The organism is Brevundimonas sp., assembly GCF_023259385.1.
Taxonomy (GTDB): Bacteria; Pseudomonadota; Alphaproteobacteria; order Caulobacterales; family Caulobacteraceae; genus Brevundimonas.
The window spans coordinates 4,380-26,166 of the sequence record NZ_JAHFPF010000013.1 but is presented as its reverse complement, the minus strand read 5'-3'; the positions used below and the strand labels follow the sequence as shown (position 1 = coordinate 26,166).

Sequence of the window (21,787 nt, the reverse complement as noted above, 5' to 3'; positions counted from 1 at the left end):
CTGCGGGCCTGGCGAGCGCCTTCATCGGAGCTGTAATCTTCCGGTACGCCTTCGACCGTCCTGTCCAGGAACGCTTCAACCCTCCACGAAGACCGGCAGCCGCTCCCGGCGTCAGCATTGAGCGGCCCATCGCATAGACTTGCTATGTCCCGGATGTAGAGCTGAGCGGAGAGGACACGGAAGTCCGGATCCGAACGTATGCTCCCCTAAAGTGCCGGGCCGCCTGCAGCAGCACCGCCCTACGAGCAGGGATGGGCGGCGCCTACTCTTCGTCCTCAATCACCGCAAGGGGAGGCCGCTGCCATCCATCTGCGGCGAATACCGCGAGAACGTCGCGAAACTGGTCCACGTGGCGGACTTCGTGCAGTCCCTGAACGAACCGGTTCCGCGCGTCAATCGAAGGCTGACGCCCGGCGTTTCGCAGCAGACTGAGCAGGAAACCACCTGTCGCGGCTGCGGCGTAGTTCTGCCCGTTGCCGACAACGGCATCGAGCACCTGGTCCAGCTCGGCCTGCGCCAGGGAGCCCGTGTAGGGCGCGATGAAGTCGCTGAAGTTGGCTTCCGAACCCCTGAAGCTGCCCGAGCCCGCATAGCGCGCGAGCGCGTTCGGCCATAGGTCGGCGAGCGGAGTGGCAGCGATCGTGCGCGCAAGTGTGTCGCGGTCCAGTCGCGGTATCGCTGCGAGGAGGGGCGCCCGGAACCGCTCGAACGTGATCCCCATCATGATCCGGACATCGGCGACATTGGCGGGGTCGAGGTTGTTGACGGTCTCCTGCAGGGCGGTCTGCGTGGCCTCCTGGATCAGCGGCCAGAAGTTCGGGAAGGCGGCGATGAAGGCGATCGCCCGAGGCCGATCGACAGGCGCCAGATTGTCGAGGAGCTGAACAATAGAAGGCGTGAGTTCGGGCCACGCTGCAGGGGTTCGCTCCCTGACCGCCACGAGCGCCGAGGCGATTTTGCCGCGCACTCCGTCTAGGTGAGGGGGAATACCCTTGAGCAAGGACTTGGCGAGAACGGTGCCAAAGTTGCGGATGTTCTGGGACCGGACGCGAACGAGATAGCGCTGCTCGACGTAGTCGAGGATCCTGGCGTGATCGTTCGGAAATCCGGGCGACTGAACGTCGACATCGAAGACTTCGAAGATGGCTCGGCCCTGAAGGGGTTCCTGGGCAAGCACGAGATCGACAGCGTTCACCAGATGCATCCGCACCAGTTCCGGTGTGGGCTCGAACAGCAGGGCTTCGGCCGAGAAGGCGGGATGGGCGCACAGGTGGCGGTCCTCACGCAGTCTCTCCAATTGTCGCCGGGCGATTTGGCTGATCGCCTGGGTGTTGTCCGCCGCGTCCTCGATGATCCTGCCCTCCAACTGGAGCAGCTGGCGGATGTCGTTGATCGCGGTCGCATTGTCCCAGGATTGAAGGAAGGTCGTCGCCGCCGCGTCGCCCATCGCGCTCAGTTCCCGGTACTTGGCGATCAGATCATAGGCGAGCGCGACCCAGGCCGCCGTCAGGGAGGCGCGAAGGGCGCCGGCCTTGTAGGCCTTCACGGCATCGAGGAAGTAGATGCGGGACTGGGCGTTGCGCACCTTGGTCAGTAGGATGTCGAGATCTACGAAGCTGGCGTCCACGGGGGCCTACCGAAGAGAGAAATGAGGACTGAGATGAGGTCGGGGAGCTAATGGGGCGAGGCCCTGATCCTGACCGAGCTACTCGTACGGAAGCTCGCCGAAGAGACCGATCATCAGATCGCCCTTCAGCTCACGGAAGGGAATCTCGACGAAGTGGTCGGGGTGTCTGGGCTTGGCCGGTCCATCCCCTGGACCGTTTTTGGTGTGGCCGCGAACCTGTTCGCCGCCTTCCTTGACGTAGGGAAGGACAACGAGCCGCCCATGATTGGTCGAGAGTATGGTGCCCTCGCGCCATAGGGTCGAACCATCCTCACCCTTGTCGCTTGTCGTCGCCTTGACCGTCCAGCCGAGCTGCCCGTCCGGCTCGCACCAGAACACGATCCCATTGCTGACCAGCACGCGCTCGCCACGGGCCAGAGCCTCAGCGAGCAGGCGTTGAACGCTGGCGAGCTGAAGAAGCTGATTGGCCCGCGGCAGCAGTTCGGCGCGGATCTTGGCCTTCACCTGACCCCAGTGCTGATCCTGGTGAAACTTGAATCCGTTGGCGATCCGGGCGCGCAACGCCTTTTCAGCCGACTTCTCTCCGGCGGGATAGGGCTTGCTCCAGACGTCGTCGGCATTGCGATACAGAACGACCTGCCGTCCGCGGCCATCAAGAAGAGCCATCCAAAGATAGGGGTAGGTTTGGAGCTCTTGCGCAAGAGCCTCCCGATATGGCTCGGCCTCAGTGTGCAGCTTGAGTTGACCGATGGGGATCCGGGGCGTGTCCGCGTGGCGTCGGACCGCCTCAGAAAGCATAAGGGCTTCCTCATCTGCCAGACGTTGCCGCGACTGAAGCGCCTTGCGGACCTTCAAGGTGAGAGAGGTCTTCTCTGTTGCGTCCATCTGCCTCGCAGCGAGCGCCGCCGCCAGTGAGGGATTCAGAGCCTCGGCTGCGGATACTGCGGCCTCCCGATCCGGATGGACGTCCATTCTGACCCATCCCTCCTCGGACGGGATTCGTCGGTCTCGCCAGCGAACACCGCCATCCTCGGTCTCGACCAGCTCCACCATGAACCAGCGCTCATGCAACGGGCGATAGCTCGGCCATATCGCGAGGATAGGATCATGATCCTGCCGGCTGTCTCCCCACTTGATCATGCATACCTCCCGACTCGGACCTGATCTGATCGACAGGCGCGCATTGACGCAATGCCTGATTGAAGCTTGGCTGTGCGCAACGAAACTTGAGATGGCGCCGCGTGGCGCTGGCATGGGGCGAGGGGACTTCCCAAGTTAACATCCCCAATCGATGGAGCGTGAGATTATGGTGAAGGTTGTCGGGTTTCCTGCCCCCGTAGATATCTCCAGCCTGAAGCCCGGATCAGCGTTCCAGGTCGGTGATACAGCTCCGCCGCTCTACGGCGTCACAGTGAAGGCGGGTGATCTGGTGACGGCCATCCTTCTCGGTCAAGTGAAGGGCCAGGCAGCCTTGCCGGGCTATCTGCAGAATCAGCACCTCCCCGGTGAGTGCTACGCTGTCGATGCCGAGCTCGTGGTAGGCAGAACCGCGAAGACGGAGCGACGCGAAGCGGTGACGCATGGCGCGCTCGTCTTCGATGGCGAGAACAAGCCGTTCCTCGTCATTGAGCAAGCCGATCCCTTCCCACGCCTGTACTTGTCGATGGAGACAGGCGAAGCAAAGACGGACGGGCCAGCGGGCATGTTGCGAATCTATGGGAACTGGTTGCTTAGGCTGGAGGGCGAAGGGAAGACGCTGACCGAGCTCACGCTCAATGGCTAAGAAGGTCTACACGTCCTCGGAGGATCTGCTGGAAGGCCTCAAGCAGGATGTCCTCTACCTCCTGCTCACGATCTTGGCGCACCGCGAAAAGCAGCGCCTGCCGAACCTGGGAAAGATGTCACGAGAAGACCTCGTGCTTGAGCTCGCCCTGCTGGAAAGCGGGACGAGGGATATCATCGCGCGACTTACAGCGCTGGACGACGACGGTTCCGGGGCACGGTCTTTCCCAAATGCTCTCGCTGCCATGAATCGCGAGGGACTAGCGGCCAGGAAGGCTGAAGATCTGAAGGCCCAAGTCAAGGCGTACCGGGCGGCGATCAACGATCTCAAGGTCAACCATCGCAACAGCTACATCAGCCATGTGCAGGAGTTCGCCGAAGTTCTCCCGCGCGTCCTAGATAAGCCCGTGCGTTTCGCGGCGGCAGCGAGCCACGCCGTCAATGTTCTCGACGCCTTGATAGGGCGACAGGTGGATTATCGCTTCCGGGTCGGCTCTCAGGAACCTGAGCTTGATTTGCGTGCGCGTCTCTCCGCTCGGTAGCCGAAACATGAAGTCCTGCGTCCTGACATAAAGTGCGATGCCGAGCCTTCCTGCGGAGGCTGCGGCCTTACACAAATGCTTACACAGTCGACTGGGTTGTGGTAGATTCTTGTTAAGTATCAGATGGTTGATGCTGGCGTGTGTGACTTAAAATCCGGGTCCTCTGGAGTGTCGGTTCGAGTCCGACCGCCCGCACCAGCTCCCGGTCAGCCGACCAGCGCTTGCCGGTCGCGTTCCAGAAAGGCGACGATGTCGGCCGGCGTCGCTCTCGGCGTGCGGGTGTGCGGATAGGCGTGCGCGGTGCGCGGCTTCCGGTCGAACCACAGTTCATCGACCACCTCCGACGGACGGGTCGCGGCCAGCCAGTCGATGGTGTCGGCGCCCTCGTCGTCGTTGCGCAGGATCGGAGCCAGGATCTTGCGGAATTTGGGCAGGGAGGTCTTCACCCCCGCCGTGTCGGCCCAGCCCGGATGGACCGCGTAGGTCCTGGCCCCAATGTCGGCGAAGGCCGCGCGCCAGTGCTCGGTCAGCGCCACCTGGGCCCGCTTGTGGGCCGCGTAGGCGGCGAAGCCGTTGAACTTCTCTTCCGGGATGTTCAGCATCGATTTGGTCAGCGGCAGATTGTAGAGGCCGCCCGAGACCACATTGATGATCGCCGCTTCCGAGGCCAACAGGCCCTCGGCGTGCATCTGTTCCGTCAGGATGTAGTGACCCAGCAGATTGGTCGCGTAGGAGGTCTCCACCCCCTCGGCCGTCGCCTGGTAGGACCGCATCAGCAGGCCGACATTGTTGACCAGAACGTCGAACTTCAGGGCGGCGATCTCCGGCCGGCGGGCCAGGTCGGACACCGCCCGCATGGATGACAGGTCGCAGACGACCGGAACGATCCGTCCGGACGCCCCCGCCGCCGCGGCCTGAAGCGCATCCAGCGCGGCGACATTGCGCCCGACCGCGTACACCGTGGCCCCTTTGCGCACGGCGCGCAGCGCCGCCGCCCGCCCCAGCCCGCCGGTCGCGCCGGTGACCAGCCAGGTCTGTCCGGAATAGTCCGCGCGAACCGGCTTGAACGGCAGGCCGCGGGCGATGTAGCCGACGCGGGTGAATGACGGCGCGAAGCGTGCGTAGAAATTCACAGACTTCATAAGGGCTTGCAGGAAGGGCAGCTCAGCCATCGGATATCCTCCAAAGCGCGTACGTCGTCGCTTTCGTAAACATACTAATCAAGCGGGACGGCTTGGCAACCGGCTTGCGTTTCTGGACTGATGGCGTATCGGTTCGGAATCGCAAGTCACAGGATCCGCTTCGAATGACCAGACCGATCCGCGTGATCCAGTGGGCGACCGGCTCCATGGGGCGGGCCTGCCTGCGCGCCGTGATCGACGATCCGCGCTTCGAACTGGTCGGTCTGTTCGTCTATGGAGCGGCCAAGGCCGGGCGGGACGCCGGGGACATCGCGCGGCGCGATCCGACCGGGGTGATCGCCACCCGCGCCATCGAGGACATCCTGGCGCTGGACGCCGACGTGGTGCTGCACTGCCCGATGTTGCCGGATCCCTATGACGGGCATGACGCCGACGTCCGGCGTCTGCTGGAGGCAGGCAAGAACGTCATCTCGATCAACAACTACTTCGAGCCCGCCGCGCTCGGCGCCGACTATGCGGCGACCCTGTCGCAGAGCGCGCTGAAGGGCGGCGCGACCCTGGCCGGGACGGGGGTGAATCCCGGCTGGGTGGCGGAGCGGATGGCGGCCAACGCCGTCAGCCTGTGCCTGTCCCACCGCAACGTCGCGACCCGCGAAATCATTGACTGCGCGACGGTTCCCAACCCCGACTATGTCTTCGGCGCGCTCGGCTTCGGGGCGGATCCGGCGTCGATCGACCTGGTGGACGGCCCGCTGGCGCGAACCTTCGACCGCATGTTCGCCCAGAGTGTCGAGGGGCTGGCGCAACGCATCGGTCTGAAGCTGGACGGCTATGAGTCCGACCACGAACTGCGCACCGCCGAGCTCGACCTCATCGTCGCGGCGGGCATCATCCCTCGGGGCACGGTGGCGGCGACGACCTGGCGGGTGCACGGCCTCGCCGACGGCGTCCGCCGCATCACCCACGAGGTCAACTGGATCATGGACCCGGCCGACCCGGCCTTCGCCGGCAAGCCGCACTGGAGGATCGAGGTCGACGGCCTGCCCGGGCTGAAGATCGCCATGGACCTGGTCGACACCGCGCCGGCGGGCGTGCGCACCAAGCCTGAGCAGTTCGCGGTCGCCGGCATGGTCCTGGACGCCATCCCGCGCGTGGTCGCGGCGCCGCCGGGCCTCCTTCGCCTCTGATGTCAGCGGGTTGCCCGCTAACAAAAGTCATGTCACTTTCATTCAAAGACTAAAAGAACGAACCGAGGAAACGACCATGGCCGACCGTGATCCCGAGGTGCAGGCGCTTCTCGACAAGAAGGCGATCGAGGAGACCCTGCTGCTGTTCCTGCGCGGCTGCGACCGCGCCGATGCGGACCTGGTCGAGCGCGCCTACTGGCCCGACGGTTGGGAGGACCACGGCGGCACCTTCAACGGCCCGGCGTCCGAATGGGTCGCCGTCGTCAAGGAGCGCCTGCCCAAGGCCGGGCTGATGAACCACCTGGCCATGAACCTGGTCATCGAGCTGAAGAGCCCGACCACGGCGACGGCCGAATGCTACATCCTCACCGCCTCGCGCCTGAAGGTGAAAGGGGAGCTGTTCGACACCCGCACCCTGGCCCGCTGCGTGGACCAGATGGAGAAGCGTGGGAACGAATGGCGGATCCTGCGCCGCACCATGTGCTGGGAGTGGAACGAGGAACACGAGATCTCGGAGACCTGGGCGCGCGGGGCTATCACCAACGATCCGACCCAGCTGCGCCGCGGCGCCAAGAAGCCCGACGACATCATCTACACCGCCGCCTGAGGTCCGATCATGGAAGTCCAGGGCTGTGTCGCCATCGTCACCGGCGCCAATCGCGGGATCGGCGAGGCCTTCGTCCGCGTGCTGATGCAGGAAGGGGCGGCCAGGGTCTACGCTGGCGCCCGCGATCCCGCCTCGGCGAAACATCTCGAGGATGAGTTTCCCGATCGCGTCGTGGCCGTGCGCCTCGACGTGTCGAAGCCGGAGCAGATCACGGCCGCGGCGGCCGCCTGTCCCGACGTCTCGGTCGTGGTCAACAACGCCGGCGCCTTCAACAACCAGCTGCTGATCGGCGCCGACGACCTGTCGGCCGCGCGCGAGGAGATGGAGGTCAACTATTTCGGCCCCGTCGCCATGGCCCGCGCCTTCGCGCCCATCCTGAAGGCCAACGGCGGCGGCGCCATCCTGAACGTCCTCTCGGTCGGCGGCATCCTCGCCGCGCCGAACATGGGGGGCTACAGCCCGTCCAAATTCGCCATGCGCGCCGCCGGGACGTGCATCCGCGCCGAGCTGGCCGGGCAGGGCACGACCGTCACCTCGCTGATCGTCGGCTCGGTCGACACGCGCATGGCCGCGCATGTGAAGGGGGCCAAGGAGGCGCCTGAGGACGTCGCCCGGGCCGCCATGCGCGGCATCACCCGGGGCACGGACGAGATCGACACAGACCGCTTCGCCATCGAGATGCGCGCCGCCAAGGCGCGCGATCCCAAGGGGTTGGAGCGGCAGATGGCCAAGGCCGTCTTCGTCAAGGAACCGTCGACCGGCCGCTAGCGCCGGCGCCACAAGGGGAGGGAAGTCCAATGCCTGCTGTTCAGGAGATCGCCACGATCCTGGGGATCAACCTCGGGATCTGTATCGCGTCCTTCGTCATCCTCTGGGCCATCGGCTGCGCGCTGAAGGACGTCACCTTCGTCGACGCCTGGTGGGCGCTGGGCCTGGCCTTCATGGCGGTGACCACCTTCTTCCAGGCCGACGGCGCCGATGCGCGGATGCAGCTCCTGCTCGCGCTCGCCTGCGTCTGGGGCCTGCGCTTGGGCCTCTACATCCTGTGGCGCTGGCGCTCCCACGGACCCGACCGCCGCTACGTGAAGATGCTCAGCCGCGCGCAGGAGACCAAGGGCTGGAGCTTCCCCGTCGCCTCCTGGCGGCTGGTCTTCATGTTCCAGGCCCCGATCCTGTGGGTGGTCAGCATGCCGGTCCAGCTGGGCCAGCTGTCGGCCACGCCCGCGGCCATCGGCACGCTGGGCTGGATCGGCGCCGGCCTGGTCGTCTTCGGCATCCTGTTCGAGAGCCTGGCCGACTTCCAGCTGGTCCGCTTCAAGGCGAACAAGGCCAATGAGGGCAAGGTGCTGGACGCCGGCCTGTGGCGCTACACCCGCCATCCCAACTACTTCGGAGACCTGTGCGTCTGGTTCGGCCTTTGGGCCATCGCGGCGGAGACCGGCCTGATCGGCGTCGCCTCCATTGTCGGGCCGCTGCTTCTGCTGCTGATGTTCGTGAAATACAGCGGCGGGCCGTCCTACGAGAAGCGGCTGACCTATCAGCGCCCCGGCTATGCCGAGTATATCGCCCGCACAAGTTCCCTCATCCCCTGGCCGCCGAAGAAGGCCGCTCCGGAGGTCGTGTGAAGCGCCCGTCCACCCCACGCGTCATGTCCACCCCCGGGATCGGCGAGATGTCGCCCCGGGGCATGGGCGCCCTTCTGGACATCCATGCGGCCCGCGATCCGGACCGCCCGGCCCTGTCCTTCGAAGGCGAGACCCTGACCCGCGCCGCGCTGGCGTCGCGGGTCAATCGCCGCGCCCGGACCCTGGCGCGGCTGGGCGTGGAGGCGGGAGACTTCGTCGCCATCGCCCTGCCCAACACCCCGGCCTTCCTCGAACTGGCCTTCGCCGTCTGGGCCCTGGGCGCCACGCCCGCGCCCCTGTCGCACAAGCTGCCGGCGGCGGAGCTGGAGGGCGTCCTCGACCTGCTCAAGCCCCGGCTTGTGGTGATCAACGACGCGGCCAAGGCCGGCGGCTGGCCCGCCTTCGCGGAGGCGGACACCTTCGATGCGGCGGCCGATGACAGCCCCCTGCCGGAGAAGATCGCCCCGCACCTGAAGGCCATCGCCTCGGGCGGCAGCACGGGCCGGCCCAAGGTCATCGTCGACATGTCGCCGGGCGTCGCCGATCCGGACAAGCCCCTGCTGGGCATGCTGCCGGACGACGACGTGCTGATGAATCCCGGGCCGCTGTACCACGCGGCCCCCTTCGGCATGACCTGCTTCGCCCTGGGCTGGGGCCTGCACGTGGTGCTGATGCCGCGCTTCGACGCCGAGGAAGCCCTGCGCCTGATCGAGCGCTACAGGGTGCGCTGGCTGTTCCAGGTGCCGACCATGATGCACCGCATCTGGGCCCTGCCGGAGGCGGTGAAGGCCCGCTACGACATCTCGTCCTTGGACGCCGTCATGCACATCGCCGCGCCGTGTCCGCCGTGGCTCAAGCAGGCCTGGATCGACTGGGTCGGCCCCGAGACGGTGTGGGAGCTCTACACCGGCACCGAGGCCATGGGCGGCACCGGCATCAACGGCCTGCAGTGGCTTGAGAAGCCCGGCTCGGTCGGCCGGGTCCTGCCCGGCTACGAGATGCAGGTGCTGCGTCCGGACGGCTCGGCCTGCGACGTGGACGAGGTCGGCGAGATATTCTTCCGGCCGCTGCGAGGGCAGGGGACCACCTATCGCTACCTGGGCGCCGAGCCCAAGGCGGTGGGCGAGTTCGAGACCCTGGGCGACATGGGCCGGCTGGACGCCGACGGCTATCTCTTCCTCGCCGACCGGCGCGTGGACATGATCCTGTCGGGCGGCGCCAACGTCTATCCGGCCGAGGTCGAGGCGGCGATCGACGCCTTCCCCGGCGTCCAGTGCAGCGTGGTCATCGGCCTGCCGGACAACGACCTGGGCCAGCGCGTCCACGCCATCGTTGAGACGGCGGACGGGCGGCTGGACGCCGCGGCGCTGACCGCCTTCCTCGCCGAGCGCATCGCCCGCTACAAACAGCCGCGCACCTTCGAGGCCACCGCTGAACGGCTGCGCGACGACGCCGGCAAGGTGCGTCGGGGCCAGCTTCGGGCGGAGCGGATCTGACGTTTCTCCCTCCCTCTTGTGGGGAGGGATGTCGGCGCGCAGCGACGACAGGGTGGGGGCTGTGCGGCTGCTCCCCACCCGTCTCGCTTCGCGAGCCACCCTCCCCACAAGGGGGAGGGAGAACTCACCCCGTCGCGGCCGGGTCCTTCATCTGGAAATAGTCGCGCCAGGCGGTGATCTTCCCGTCCGGCCCGAACTCGATGATGCCCATATAGGGGTGGGACACCTTCACGCCGTCGGCGTTGACGTAGTCCTCGCGGCCCTCGGTCAGGACCTGGGTTTCGTTCTGCGCCCAACTGGACAGGACCCACTCGGTTTCGGAGTGGTTGGCCCAGTACCGGGTGATGAATTTGTCGACCCATTCCACCCCGATCAGGGGGCGGGTGCCGACGTGATAGTGGTACTCGATCGCGGGGTCGAAGAAGGTCAGGAACGCCGCCTTGTCGCGACGCCCCGAGACCTCCATCAGCGCCCGCAGGCGCTCGATCGGCGTGCTCACGCCGAGGCCTTGGCGGCGTCCGGCTTGGCCGGGGCGTGCACCTGCGAGGTGTCATAATAGTCCCGCATGCGGCGGATCAGGCCGTCGCGGACCTCGAAGACCTGGACGAAAGGATTGTCCATCTTCACCCCGGTCGAGCGGTCAACGAGGACTTCCATCCCTTCCACGAACAGCACCTCTCCGGCCTCGGCCGAGTGCACGATCCGCCATTCCTGCTGGTCGAAGCCCTGTTCGTAGTTGGCCAGGAATTTGCGCATCTTGTCCTTGCCGATGGCGGGACGTTTGGTGGGGTGCCAGTGGTACTCGATGTCGTCGGACAGGGTGGCGATGAAGCCCTCCACGTCGCGCTTCTTCCACGCGGCCATCATGGCCTCGACCACCTTCATATGCTCGCCCATGGCGTCTCTCCCGTTCTTGTCGTTCGGCAAACGCTAGGACGGTAAGTTTGTTTATGCAAGTGACATGGCCGCACTTTCAAACGTGGACTTTCACGTCCTCGCGAGCGCGTTCGGGATCAGGCGATCGTGTGCCCCTTGCCGGGCTTCAGCAGCACGTCGGCCATCTTCAGCCGGCCCTTGCAGCAGCTGCAGTCTACCTCGCTGCTCAGGGCGGCGCCGCACTCGTGCCGGATGCGGACGGGCGGTCCCGCCTTGTCCCTCAGCCAGGCGTCGGCCCAGGTCAGCATGGTCAGGGCGTGGGGATACAGGTCCAGCCCCTTCTTGGTCAGCCGGTACTCGTACCGGGGCGGGGTGATCTCATAGAGCCGCCGCTCGAAGATGCCCGCGTTCTCCAGCGTGCGCAGCCGGTCGGTCAGGATGTTGGACGCGATGCCCAGCATGTTCTGCATCTCGTCGAAGCGGTGGATGCCGAAATACTGGACGCTGACCACCAGGCCGGTCCAGCGGTCGCCCAGCAGGTCGACCAGCTCCAACACCGGCGTCGTGTCGGTCGGCTGACGCTTGCGGTGCATGCGTTGGACCGGCAGCTTCTCCATCCCCTGGCCGGGACCAGGGACGAAGCTGCAGCTGCGCAGGGTCAGCAGTTCGCCGCAGGCGGTGCAGCGCACCTCGGGCAGCATGGGCTTGCCGCACACCTCGTGGATGAAGACCGTCGGCGCGCGGCGGCCGGCCACGCCCCAGCGCACGCCCCAGCCCCACATCAGGATCATGCTGTCGAACAGGTCCAGCCCGCGCGGCGTCAGATGGTAGGCCATTCGCGCGCCCTCGTCCCGGTGCGGGCGCTTCTCGAGAATGTCGTGCCGCTCCAGCGCCTGCAGCCGGCTGGACAGGGTGCTGCGGGCGCCGCCCAGCCGTTCGTGGAACTCCTCGAACCGCGTGGCGCCGAGGAAGGCTTCCTGAACGATCAGCAGGCTCCATCTATCGCCGAGCGCGTTCAGCGCCCGGTTCAGGGAACTCTTTGGAACCAGCCGGGTCTTCGTCGCGCCTTGGGAAACCATGGCTTGTCTTAGCGGTCTCGTTGAACGGGATTCAAGCGGTTGAGAGTTTCTGACGACGAACGGTCAGGCCGGCGGCCTCCCGGTCGAAGGTCTCCGCCGTGATTCCCTCCGCCCTCAGGCCGGTCTTCTGGATCTTGTTGGTGGGGGTCTTGGGCAGCTCCGCCTCGATCCGCACATAGCGCGGCACCATGAAGTGGGTCATGCGCGGGATCAGATATTCGACCAGCTCCCTCGGATCGATCGTCGCGCCCGCAACCGGGGCGACGGCGACCATCACCTCCTGTTCCCCGCCCGGCAGGTCGACGCCATAGGCCGCCGCCTCGCGCACGGCGGGGTGGCCGCAGACCTCGATCTCGATCTCCAGCGACGACATGTTCTCGCCCCGCCGGCGGATCGCGTCCTTCTTGCGGTCGATGAAGAAGAAGCAGCCCTCGGCGTCGCGGCGCATCAGGTCGCCGGTGTGGAACCAGCCGTTGCGCCAGGCCTCCGCCGTCGCCTCCGGATCGCCCAGATAGCCGTGGCTCAGGGTCCAGGGGCTGTCCGCGCGGATCACCAGTTCGCCGGGCTCGCCGTGCGGAACCTCGTTGTCGAAGGCGTCTACGATGCGGCACTCCATGCCCTCGCGCGCCCGGCCGCAACTGCGCATCACCGTCTCGTTGACCGCGCAGATCAGCGGCCCCGAAACCTCGGTCATGTTGAAGCCCGAGATGTAGTCGAAGCCGAACCGCTCGGCGAGCGCGACCGTGTCCTCGGTGATGGGGGCGAGCGTCACCATGCGCAGCGGATTGTCCCGGTCGTCCGGTCGGGGCGGCTCCTTCATCAGGAAGGCCGTCAGGGCGCCGATCAGGCCGCTGCACACGGTCGATTCCGTCTCGCGGATCACGTCCCAGAAGCGCCGGGTGTCGAAAGCCTCGAACAGGGCCACGGAACCGCCGCAGGCCACCGCCGCCGTGATCGCGGCGATGCCGCCGACATGGAACATCGGCAGGTTGACCAGCATCCGGTCGCCGCCGTGCATGTAGCCGTAGGTGACCTTCCCGGTCGTCCACTCCTGCACATAGGAGGTCAGCACCGCCTTGGACGGCCCCGTGGTGCCGGAGGTGAAGATGATCACCGGGCTGTCCCACGGATCGGACTCCACCCGCGCATAGGCCGCCGCGTCGCCGGCCAGGGCCGTGGCGGGTTCGACCGCGACGCCCAGGTTGACTTGCCCGGTCGCTTCGCCCGTCAGGATCAGTCCGTCGACGGCGCCCAGCGACAGGCCTTCCAGCCGCCCGACCAGATCGGGGTGCACGATCAGCAGTCGGGCTCCGGTCTTGCCGATCGCATGCTCCAGCAGCTTGCCGCGGAAGCTGGTGTTGATCGGGGCCAGGGCCGCGCCCGCATAGTTCGCGCCGAACCACGAGCGCACCAGCGCCGCCGAATTGGGCGCCCAGGCGGCGACGATGTCGCCCTTCTTCACCCCGCGCGCCTGCAGGGCGGCGGCGGTCTCAAGCGCCTTTCGCCGGGTCTCGGCCCAGGTCCAGGTCTCGCCGGTCTCATAGCGGATGAACACCTTGTCGGGCGTCTCGGCGGCGTAGCGGTCCAGCAGGCGCGGGATCACGCACTCGTCCGCCGTGGGCGGCGTCGGGTCGAACCAGGGCAGCTTCAACCCGCTCACGAGGCGTCCCTCTGCCATTCCTCCGCCTCATCCACGCTGGCGCGGAAATGGGGCAGGGTCTTGATCAGGATGGCCGAGGCGACGGTGATGCAGACGCCGCTGACGATGGCCAGGGACACGCCGATATGCTTCGGGCCGCCCAGCAGGCCGTCGCTGATCGCCGCGACGATGGTCGGTCCCCCGGCCAGCGAGATCAGGTTGCCGATCAGGAAGTAGATGGCCGTGACCTGCGCCCGGAACTGGTTGGGCGACACCGATTGCAGCGAGGTCGCCGGCAGGCTGTTCATCAGGCCCGCGAAGAAGCTGAAGCCGGCCAGCGAGGCGATGGCCCAGTTCGCGTCAGGCATGAGGGGCGTGGCGATGGCGAAGGGGATGCTGCACACCAGACCGAAGATGGCGGCGACAAGCGGCGCGTCCTTGCGGCCGCGCGCGGCCAGGAAGTCGCTCAGCCATCCGCCGACCAGGACGCCCGGCGTCGCCGCCAGCAGAAGCACGGCCCCGTAGGCGAAGCCGACCTGCGAGGCGTTCCAGCCGTGCGTGCGGATCAGCACCGCCGGGATCCACGCCAGGTAGGAGATGCCGGCGATGCCGAAGATCGAGAAGCCGATGATCATGGCGTAGAAGGTCTTCTTGCGCGCCCACATGAACTTCAGCACGCCGGCGTTCCGGTCGGCCTTGACCAGCCCGTGCCGGGGCGGCTCGCGCACGATCAAGAACAGGGCGGCGATCAGAAGGCCGGGCAGGCCGACCAGGACGAAGGTCTGCTGCCACGGGGCCAGCGTCCCCAGCAGCGGCAACTCCATCGTCCCGTGACGGGCGATCATGTCGATCGCGCCGCCGCCGATCATCAGGGCCAGTCCGGCCCCGATGTACGGGCCCATCGAATAGACCGCGAGCGCGCGCGCCCGCATGCGCGGCGGGAAATAGTCCGAGATCATCGAATAGGCGGCGGGCGACAGGGCGGCCTCCCCGATGCCGACGCCGACGCGTGCGGCGAACAGGGCCCAGAAGCTGTTGGCCAGGCCGCAGCCGACGGTCATCACGCTCCAGATGACGATGCCGAAGAAGATGATCCAGCGGCGGCTTCCCCGGTCGGCCAGCCGGGCCAGGGGCACGCCCATCAGGGTGTAGAACAGCGAGAAGGCCAGACCCGCCAGCAGGCTGAACTGGGTGTCCGAGATGTTCAGGTCGGCGCGGATCGGCTCGACCAGAAGGCTCAGGATCTGCCGGTCGATGAAGCTGGAGGTATAGGCCACCATCAGGGCCGCGACCGCGAACCAGCCCCACCCGGGATGGGGCCAGATCCGGGGCTTGGGCGTAGTCGCCGCGACGGGTGTTTCAGGGGACGTCGTACTGGTCATCGGCGAGGTCCGGTCCATCAATCAATCTAAAGATGAAAGTGACTTGCCGATCCGATCCCGGCGCGCGGGTGGATTTCGGCAAGGGATTTCGCGGTCCGCGGAAACGGGCCGGGCTGTTCGCTGTGACGTGTGACCGATGTCTCCACGGGTCCGTCTCAACTCCCTGTTATACCGCCGGTTTTCCGGTCTGGTTGGTGTCGTTGGGGCCGCGGATTTCCGTTCTTCCAAACGGGTCTGCGGGCCCTGTGACAGCCTTAACCCAATCAAGCACAGATGTTGGTCTGATTACAAAAGCTATTTGACAGTCTCGTTCTGCAAGTTACACCTAGCACTGAAGCACCTCGGCTAAACGGGGGCTCATGGGAGGATAGGGCGTGACCATTCGAGGTTCCATCAGCGTATCCGCATTGCTTCTGGCCGCATCTCTCGGCGCATCGCCGGCATGGGCCCAGACCGCTCCGCAAACACCGTCGCAGGACACCGCGACCCAGATCGACGACGTCATCGTCACCGCGACCAAGCGGGAAGAGCGGCTCATCGATGTGCCCGTGGCCGTCACCGCCATCGGCGCGCAGCAGCTTCAGAACTCCGGCGTCTCGGACATCCGCGAACTGACCGGCCTGGCGCCGAGCGTGCAGTTCCAGACCCCGGGCGGCGGCGCCGACTCGTCGATCCGCATCCGCGGCATCGGCACCACCTCCACCAACCCGGGCCTGGAGTCCTCGGTCGGCGTGGTGATCGACGGGGTGACCCGCGCCCGCACCGGCGTGGCCCTGTCCGAGCTCGGCGACCTGGAACGGATCGAGGTCCTGCGCGGACCGCAGGGCACCCTGTTCGGCCGCAACACCTCCTCGGGCCTGATCAACATCGTCACCCGGACGCCCAGCTTCACCGGCGTCGAGGGCCGCCTTGAAGGCACCTACGGCGACTTCTCCAACATGCGCGTGGCCGGGGCCGTCAATCTGCCCCTGTCGGACAACGCCGCCCTGCGGGTGGAGGCCAGTTCGGAAACCCGCGACGGCTTCTATCCGGACGCCAACAGCCAGGAGACCCTGGACAACCTGGATCGCCAGTTCATCCGCGCCAAGCTGCGCTACGAGCCGACCGACACCCTGCGCTGGATGTTCAGCGCCGACTACACCAACCGCGAAGAGAACTGCTGCGTCGCGGTGCTGGCCATCGCCGGCCCGACCTACGGCCTGGTGAACAGCCTGTCCGCCGCGCGGGGCCAGATCGGCTACACCAGCACCAACCCCTTCGACCGGCAGGCGTCCAAGACCGCCGGGCGCGTGAACTCCGAGAACATCGTCGACTGGGGCCTGTCGGCCCAGGCCGACTGGGACCTCGGCTGGGCCAACCTGACCTCGGTCACGGCCTACCGCAGCTGGGAAGCCTCGCGCTCGCAGGACTTCGACCACTCGGGCGCCGACCTGGGCTTCTTCGCCCCGGACGGCCTGCACCAGAACTTCGACGTCTTCACCCAGGAACTGCGCCTGCAGGGCACGGCCGGCATGGTCGACTGGCTGGTCGGGGCCTATTATTCGGATGAGGATGTCCGCAACGACTCCGCCTACCGGATGGGCGCCGACTATCCGCTGATCTACGGCGGCGCGGCCACCTTCCAGGCCACGACCCTGGCCGCCTTCACGCCCGGCGACGGCGCGCGGGGCGTGGGCGAGCAGAACGGCCGGGACATCTCGGTCTTCACGCACAACATCTTCAACATCACCGACCAGCTCAGCGTCACCGCCGGCCTGCGCTACACCAACAACAAGAAGTCGATCGACTTCTGGGGCCAGAACTTCAACCCCGCCTGCGACAGCGCCGTGGCGACCGGCGATGCGCCCGGCATCACCCGCTTCTGCGCCCCCTTCTGGGACACGCGGATGAACCCGGCGGGCGACACGGACTCGCGCAGCGAGGACGCCGTCACCGGCACCTTCAACGTGGCCTATGAGTTCGCTCCGAACGTGAACGGCTATGTCTCCTATTCGCGGGGCTACAAGTCGGGCGGCTACAATTTCGACCGCGCCGGCTTCACTACTCCGGCGACGCCGAACGCGCGCGACCTGGCCTTCTCGGAAGAGACGGTGGACGCCTATGAGGTCGGCCTGAAGACCGAGTTCTTCGACCGCCGCCTGATCGCCAACATGGCGGTCTTCCACCAGACCTTCTCGGGCTTCCAGCTGATCGAGTACACGGGCGTCAACTTCGTCGTCCGCAGCCTGGAAGAGGCGGTGTCCAAGGGCGCCGAGATCGAGGTGACCTGGCGGCCGATGGACGGCCTGACGATCACCAACGGCCTCAGCTACACGGACGCCTACTATCCGGTCAGCCCCGGCAACTCGACCTATTCGGGCCGGGAGATGGAGCAGTCGCCGGACTGGGTGAACGTGACCTCGGTCACCTACGAGTTCCCGATCTCGGGCGACCTGACCGGCGTGGCCTATATGGACAACCGCTACAGCTCCGAGTTCTTCACCGGCGGCTTCGATCCGAACCGGGTGCAGGAAGCCTTCTCGGTGGCCAACGCCCGCTTCTCGCTGCGGCATGAGGGCGGCGACTGGGCGGTGGACCTGTGGGCCCGCAACGTCTTCGACAAGGATTATTATCGCCGCATCATTCCGGCCACGTTCCAGGCCGGTTCGTACTCGGCCTTCCTCGGCGATCCCCGCACCTACGGGATCACCCTGCGCCGGAACTTCTGAGACTTCCGAAGCGACTGCGTTTTCCTGAAAACTGGGCCCCGCCGATCCGTCGGCGGGGCCTCTTCTTGTTCAGAACCCCATCTGTTTGGCGGCGAGGTCGCGCAGGATCTCCTCGGAGCCGCCGCCGATGACGAAGATGCGGGCCTCGCGGTAGATGCGCTCGACGCGGTTGTCGCCGGTGTAGGCGCGGCCGCCGAGGACCTGCAGGCTCTCGCGGGCGCAATGCTCCAGGGTGGTGGTGGCCTGGACCTTCAGCAGGGCCAGGTCGGCCACCGGCGCCTCGCCGCGCTGGAAGCGCCAGACCAGGATGTCGAGGAAGGCGTAGGCGGCCTTCAGACGCTGGATCATCTCCACGATCTTGTGGCGCATGGACTGGTGGTCGATCAGCCGCTTGCCGAAGGTCTGGCGCTCGCGGGCGAAGGCGATGGCTTCGGCGATGCAGGTGCGGGCCATCGCGAGGGTGGCCGAGATGCCGCTGAAGCGCTCGATGTTGAACTGGCTCGCCAGGCCGGCGAAGCCCCGGTTCTCGACGCCGATCAGGTTGCTGACCGGGACCTCGACGTTCTCGAACTGAAGCCAGCCGTTGTTCTTGTTGTACCACTGCAGGCCGGGGACCGGGCCGCGGGTCACGCCCGGCCGGTCGGTCTCGATCAGCAGCATGGACAGGCCGCCCATGCCGGGGCCGCCGGTGCGCACGGCGGTCAGCAGGAAGTCGGCCTTCATGGCGCCCGAGATCAGGGTCTTGCCGCCGTTGACGACGAAGACGTCGCCGCGGCGTTCGGCCGTGGTGGTGAAGCCCGAGACGTCGGAGCCGCCGCCGGGCTCGGTGACCGCGAAGGCGATCTTCTTCTGACCTGCCAGCACCGGCCGGGCGACGCGGTCCAGCATCTCGGGCGTTCCGCCGTTGATGATCGGCGGCAGGGCGATCCAGGGGGTGGCGAGATCGGCGAAGACGACGCCGGAGCCGAGCCGGAAGAACTCCTCGGCGTAGATGATGCGGTGGTAGAGGTCGACGTCCTCGCCGGTCCCGCCCAGATCCTCGCGGAAGCCCATGCCGGAGATGCCGGCCCTGGCCGCCTCGACATAGAGGCTGTCGGGGAAGTCGGAGGCGGCGTCCCAGTCCTTCAGGTGGGGCGCGATATGGCTGTCCACGAAGCCGCGCAGCTGGGCCCGCCAGGCGTCGTGCTCGGGCGTCAGGAAGGGGCTGGGCGGCCGCAGGCCGTCAAAGTCCAGCGCTGGAAACACGTGATCCGCCATAGTCCTGTTCTCCCTGTCCGCGCCATTCGCGGCGTCGCTTTCGAATTGATACTAAAAGCCCTCGCCAACGACGACAAGGATGGTATTCTAACGCAACCCACTATGTTCCGGGCGAGCGCCCGCAAGGAGTGATCGATGGGCTTTGAACCGTTCAAGGCGACGCTGCAGCCGAACGAGCATCCCTACATGACCGGCGCCTGGACGCCGCAGCATGAGGAGTTCACGGCCGAGGACATGCCGGTGATCGGGACCATCCCCACCGACATCGACGGCGTCTATGTGCGCAACACCGAGAACCCGGTGCATGACCCGATCGGCCGCTATCACCCGTTCGACGGCGACGGGATGATCCACACCATGGTGCTGCGGGACGGCAAGGCCGCCTATCGCAACCGCTTCGTGCGCACCAAGGGCTTCCTGGCCGAACAGGCGGCGGGACGGGCGCTGTGGGCCGGACTGGCCGAGCATCCGTCGCTGTCGGAATTGCCGGGCTGGGGCGCCCACGGGGGGCTGAAGGATTCGTCCTCGACCGACGTGATCATTCACGCCGGGGCGATCCTTTCGACCTTCTACCAGTGCGGCGAGGGTTATCGCCTTGATCCCTATACGATGGAGCAGCTGCCCAGCGCCGACTGGTGTCCGCCCGAGGGCATTTCGGCCCACCCCAAGGTGGACGAGAAGACCGGCGAGCTGCTGTTCTTCAACTACTCCAAGGCCGCGCCGCACATGCACTACGGCGTGGTCGGGCCGGACAACAAGCTGAAGCATTTCACGCCCGTGCCGCTGCCGGGCGCGCGCCTGCCGCACGACATGGCGTTCACGACCAACTATTCGATCCTCAACGACTTCCCGCTGTTCTGGGAAGAGGACCTGCTGCCCAAGGGCATCCACGCGGCGCGGTTCCACGCCGACATGAAGTCGCGCTTCGGCATCATTCCGCGCTTCGGCGGGGCCGAGGACGTGCGCTGGTTCGAGGCCGACGCGACCTATGTGCTGCACTTCCTGAACGCCTGGGAAGACGGCGACGAGATCGTCATGGACGGCTATTTCCAGGACAATCCGGTGCCGAAAACCAGCCCGGACGCCTGGCCGGGTCATGAGCGGATCATGACCTTCCTGGACCAGAACATGCTGCAGCCGAAACTGCACCGCTGGCGCTTCAACCTGAAGACCGGCGCGACGACCGAGCAGCGGCTGGACGACCGGGTGCTGGAGTTCGGCGTCATCAACAACCAGTTCGCCGGCGTGAAGTACAAATACGCCTACAGCGCCGTGTCCAAGCCCGGCTGGTTCCTGTTCACCGGCCTGGTGAAGCACGACATGGACACGTGCGAGAGCTGGACCGTCGATTTCGGCCCGGAGCGCTACGGCTCGGAGCCCGGCTTCGCCCCGCGCATCGGCGCGACGGAAGAGGACGACGGCTATCTGATCACCTATGTCACCGACATGATCGAGAACCGGTCGGAGTGCGTGATCTATGATGCGCGCAAGCCGGCCGAGGGGCCGGTGGCGCGGATCATGCTGCCCGGCCGGATGTCCAGCGGGACCCACGCGACCTGGTCGCAGGGCGAAACCATCCGCGCCTCTCAGGCGGCGGCGTAAGGGAGCGAAGCCATGACCTACATCCTGGGCGGCTGGCAGTCGGACTTCGCGCGCAACTACGCCCGCGAGGGACTGGAGATCGGCGACGGCTTCGCGGAGGCCGTGCACGGCGCCCTGGCGGAGACGGGACTGGATCCGGAGGACATCGAGGTCGGCCACGTCGGCAATTTCGTCGGCGACCTGTTCACGGGCCAGGGCATGCTGGGCGGCTTCTTCGCCATGGCGGACGAGCGGTTCACCGGCATGCCCGCGTCGCGCCATGAAGCGGCCTGCGCCTCGGGCAGCCTGGCCGTGCTGGCCGCCGCCGCCGACATCGAGGCGGGCCGCTACGGCACGGCGATGGTGCTGGGCATGGAGATGATGCGCAATGTGCCGGGGGTGACCGCGGCCGAGCATCTGGGCGCCGCCGCCTGGGCCGGGCACGAGTATCTGGACGCGACCTATCCGTGGCCGCGCGCCTTCTCGGACCTGACCGAGGAATACGATCGCCGCTACGGCATCGACGAACAGCATCTGCGCCGGATCGCGCAGGTCAATTTCGCCAACGCCAAGAACAACAAAAACGCCCAAACCAGAAAATACGAATTCACCGCCGCCAGCTTCAGCAATGATGACGAGGCCAATCCGGTGATCGAGGGGCGGGTGCGCAAGACCGACTGCGGTCAGGTGACGGACGGCGCCGCCGCCATCATCCTGGCCTCGCCGGAACGGGCCGCCGAATATGCGAAGGCGCGGGGCGTTCCGCTGGAGAGCCTGCCGCGCATCAAGGGCTGGGGCCACCGCTGCGCGCCGATCGACTATGGCCGCAAGATCAAGGCCAGCGAGGGGCAGCCCTATGTCTTCCCGCAGGTGAAGCGGGCCATCGACGACGCCCGCGCCCGGGCCGGTCTGGACCTGTCGGGCATCGATGCGGTGGAGACCCACGACTGCTTCTCGATGACCGAGTACATGGCCATCGACCATCTGGGCCTGACCGCGCCGGGCGAGAGCTGGAAGGCGATCGAGGCGGGCGACATCGAGATGGGCGGCCGGCTGCCGATCAACCCGTCCGGCGGCCTGATCGGCTGCGGTCACCCGGTCGGGGCGACCGGGGTGCGAATGGCGCTGGACGCCTTCAAGCAGACGACCGGAACCGCGGGCGACATGCAGGTCGAGGGCGCGCGCAATGTGCAGACGCTGAACATCGGCGGCTCGACCACGACGACGGTGAGCCTGGTGATCGGGACCTGACGGCCG

At 66.7% G+C, this 21,787-nt stretch carries 19 protein-coding genes; 10 read left to right on the top strand and 9 right to left on the bottom strand.

The annotated features are described in order from the left end of the window. Positions 1 to 262: 262 nt before the first annotated feature. Together Q0C81_RS01845 and Q0C81_RS01840 are read right to left on the bottom strand one after the other, a co-directional pair. Positions 263 to 1,627: a hypothetical protein gene (locus tag Q0C81_RS01845; protein ID WP_291832733.1), complete on the bottom strand. Its 1,365-nt coding sequence runs from the start codon at positions 1,625 to 1,627 to the stop codon at positions 263 to 265. Between the two features lie 78 nt (positions 1,628 to 1,705). Further along, positions 1,706 to 2,767, bottom strand: coding sequence for a hypothetical protein (locus Q0C81_RS01840; protein ID WP_291832732.1), 1,062 nt, complete (start codon positions 2,765 to 2,767; stop codon positions 1,706 to 1,708). 166 nt (positions 2,768 to 2,933) lie between these two features. Here Q0C81_RS01840 and Q0C81_RS01835 point away from each other — a divergent pair, with 166 nt between their 5' ends. Further along, positions 2,934 to 3,410, top strand: coding sequence for a hypothetical protein (locus Q0C81_RS01835; protein WP_291832731.1), 477 nt, complete (start codon positions 2,934 to 2,936; stop codon positions 3,408 to 3,410). Beyond that, on the top strand, positions 3,403 to 3,951 hold the full coding sequence (locus Q0C81_RS01830; RefSeq protein ID WP_291832730.1) for a hypothetical protein: 549 nt from the start codon (positions 3,403 to 3,405) through the stop codon (positions 3,949 to 3,951). Before Q0C81_RS01835 ends, Q0C81_RS01830 begins: the two co-directional genes overlap by 8 nt. Before the next feature lie 206 nt (positions 3,952 to 4,157). Here the strand turns inward: Q0C81_RS01830 and Q0C81_RS01825 are convergent, their stop codons facing one another. Beyond that, a complete protein-coding gene (locus Q0C81_RS01825; protein WP_291832729.1) occupies positions 4,158 to 5,123 on the bottom strand; it encodes an SDR family NAD(P)-dependent oxidoreductase in 966 nt (321 codons plus the stop codon). A 134-nt stretch (positions 5,124 to 5,257) separates the two neighbouring features. On the opposite strand from Q0C81_RS01825, the gene Q0C81_RS01820 reads away from it, so the two are divergent. The 5 genes from Q0C81_RS01820 (at position 5,258) to Q0C81_RS01800 (ending at position 10,008) form a co-directional block, all read left to right on the top strand. After that, on the top strand, positions 5,258 to 6,280 hold the full coding sequence (locus tag Q0C81_RS01820) for a hypothetical protein (protein ID WP_291832728.1): 1,023 nt from the start codon (positions 5,258 to 5,260) through the stop codon (positions 6,278 to 6,280). A 76-nt stretch (positions 6,281 to 6,356) separates the two neighbouring features. Then, positions 6,357 to 6,887 (top strand): nuclear transport factor 2 family protein, encoded by a 531-nt coding sequence (locus Q0C81_RS01815; RefSeq protein ID WP_291832725.1) that lies wholly within the window; start codon positions 6,357 to 6,359, stop codon positions 6,885 to 6,887. Positions 6,888 to 6,896: 9 nt separating this feature from the next. Beyond that, the gene (locus tag Q0C81_RS01810) at positions 6,897 to 7,655 is read left to right on the top strand and encodes an SDR family oxidoreductase (protein WP_291832723.1); all 759 of its coding nucleotides are present in this window, start codon (positions 6,897 to 6,899) and stop codon (positions 7,653 to 7,655) included. A gap of 29 nt (positions 7,656 to 7,684) precedes the next feature. Continuing rightward, positions 7,685 to 8,512, top strand: a complete 828-nt coding sequence (locus tag Q0C81_RS01805) for a DUF1295 domain-containing protein (RefSeq protein ID WP_291832722.1) — start codon at positions 7,685 to 7,687, stop codon at positions 8,510 to 8,512. Next, on the top strand, positions 8,509 to 10,008 hold the full coding sequence (locus tag Q0C81_RS01800; protein WP_291832720.1) for an AMP-binding protein: 1,500 nt from the start codon (positions 8,509 to 8,511) through the stop codon (positions 10,006 to 10,008). The genes Q0C81_RS01805 and Q0C81_RS01800 overlap by 4 nt, the downstream gene beginning before the upstream one ends. A gap of 124 nt (positions 10,009 to 10,132) precedes the next feature. On the opposite strand, the gene Q0C81_RS01795 is transcribed toward Q0C81_RS01800, so the two are convergent. The 5 genes from Q0C81_RS01795 to Q0C81_RS01775 form a co-directional block, all read right to left on the bottom strand. Continuing rightward, entirely contained in the window at positions 10,133 to 10,507 is a 375-nt protein-coding gene (locus tag Q0C81_RS01795) for a nuclear transport factor 2 family protein (protein WP_291832718.1), read from the bottom strand. Continuing rightward, on the bottom strand, positions 10,504 to 10,905 hold the full coding sequence (locus Q0C81_RS01790) for a nuclear transport factor 2 family protein (RefSeq protein WP_291832716.1): 402 nt from the start codon (positions 10,903 to 10,905) through the stop codon (positions 10,504 to 10,506). The genes Q0C81_RS01795 and Q0C81_RS01790 overlap by 4 nt, the downstream gene beginning before the upstream one ends. 116 nt (positions 10,906 to 11,021) lie before the next feature. Further along, complete coding sequence (locus Q0C81_RS01785) at positions 11,022 to 11,963, bottom strand: helix-turn-helix domain-containing protein (protein ID WP_291832713.1); 942 nt, start codon at positions 11,961 to 11,963, stop codon at positions 11,022 to 11,024. 31 nt (positions 11,964 to 11,994) lie between these two features. Continuing rightward, positions 11,995 to 13,623 carry an AMP-binding protein gene (locus Q0C81_RS01780; protein ID WP_291832710.1) on the bottom strand — a complete coding sequence of 543 codons (1,629 nt, stop codon included), beginning with the start codon at positions 13,621 to 13,623 and terminating at the stop codon, positions 11,995 to 11,997. Next, positions 13,620 to 14,984: an MFS transporter gene (locus Q0C81_RS01775; protein WP_291832707.1), complete on the bottom strand. Its 1,365-nt coding sequence runs from the start codon at positions 14,982 to 14,984 to the stop codon at positions 13,620 to 13,622. Before Q0C81_RS01775 ends, Q0C81_RS01780 begins: the two co-directional genes overlap by 4 nt. 374 nt (positions 14,985 to 15,358) lie before the next feature. Between Q0C81_RS01775 and Q0C81_RS01770 the strand changes: the two genes are divergently transcribed. Beyond that, on the top strand, positions 15,359 to 17,692 hold the full coding sequence (locus Q0C81_RS01770) for a TonB-dependent receptor (protein WP_291832702.1): 2,334 nt from the start codon (positions 15,359 to 15,361) through the stop codon (positions 17,690 to 17,692). Between the two features lie 69 nt (positions 17,693 to 17,761). On the opposite strand, the gene Q0C81_RS01765 is transcribed toward Q0C81_RS01770, so the two are convergent. Further along, entirely contained in the window at positions 17,762 to 18,949 is a 1,188-nt protein-coding gene (locus Q0C81_RS01765) for an acyl-CoA dehydrogenase family protein (protein WP_291832700.1), read from the bottom strand. A gap of 135 nt (positions 18,950 to 19,084) precedes the next feature. On the opposite strand from Q0C81_RS01765, the gene Q0C81_RS01760 reads away from it, so the two are divergent. Then, positions 19,085 to 20,551, top strand: a complete 1,467-nt coding sequence (locus tag Q0C81_RS01760; protein ID WP_291832698.1) for a carotenoid oxygenase family protein — start codon at positions 19,085 to 19,087, stop codon at positions 20,549 to 20,551. A gap of 12 nt (positions 20,552 to 20,563) precedes the next feature. Next, complete coding sequence (locus Q0C81_RS01755; RefSeq protein ID WP_291832696.1) at positions 20,564 to 21,781, top strand: acetyl-CoA acetyltransferase; 1,218 nt, start codon at positions 20,564 to 20,566, stop codon at positions 21,779 to 21,781. Positions 21,782 to 21,787: the final 6 nt, after the last annotated feature.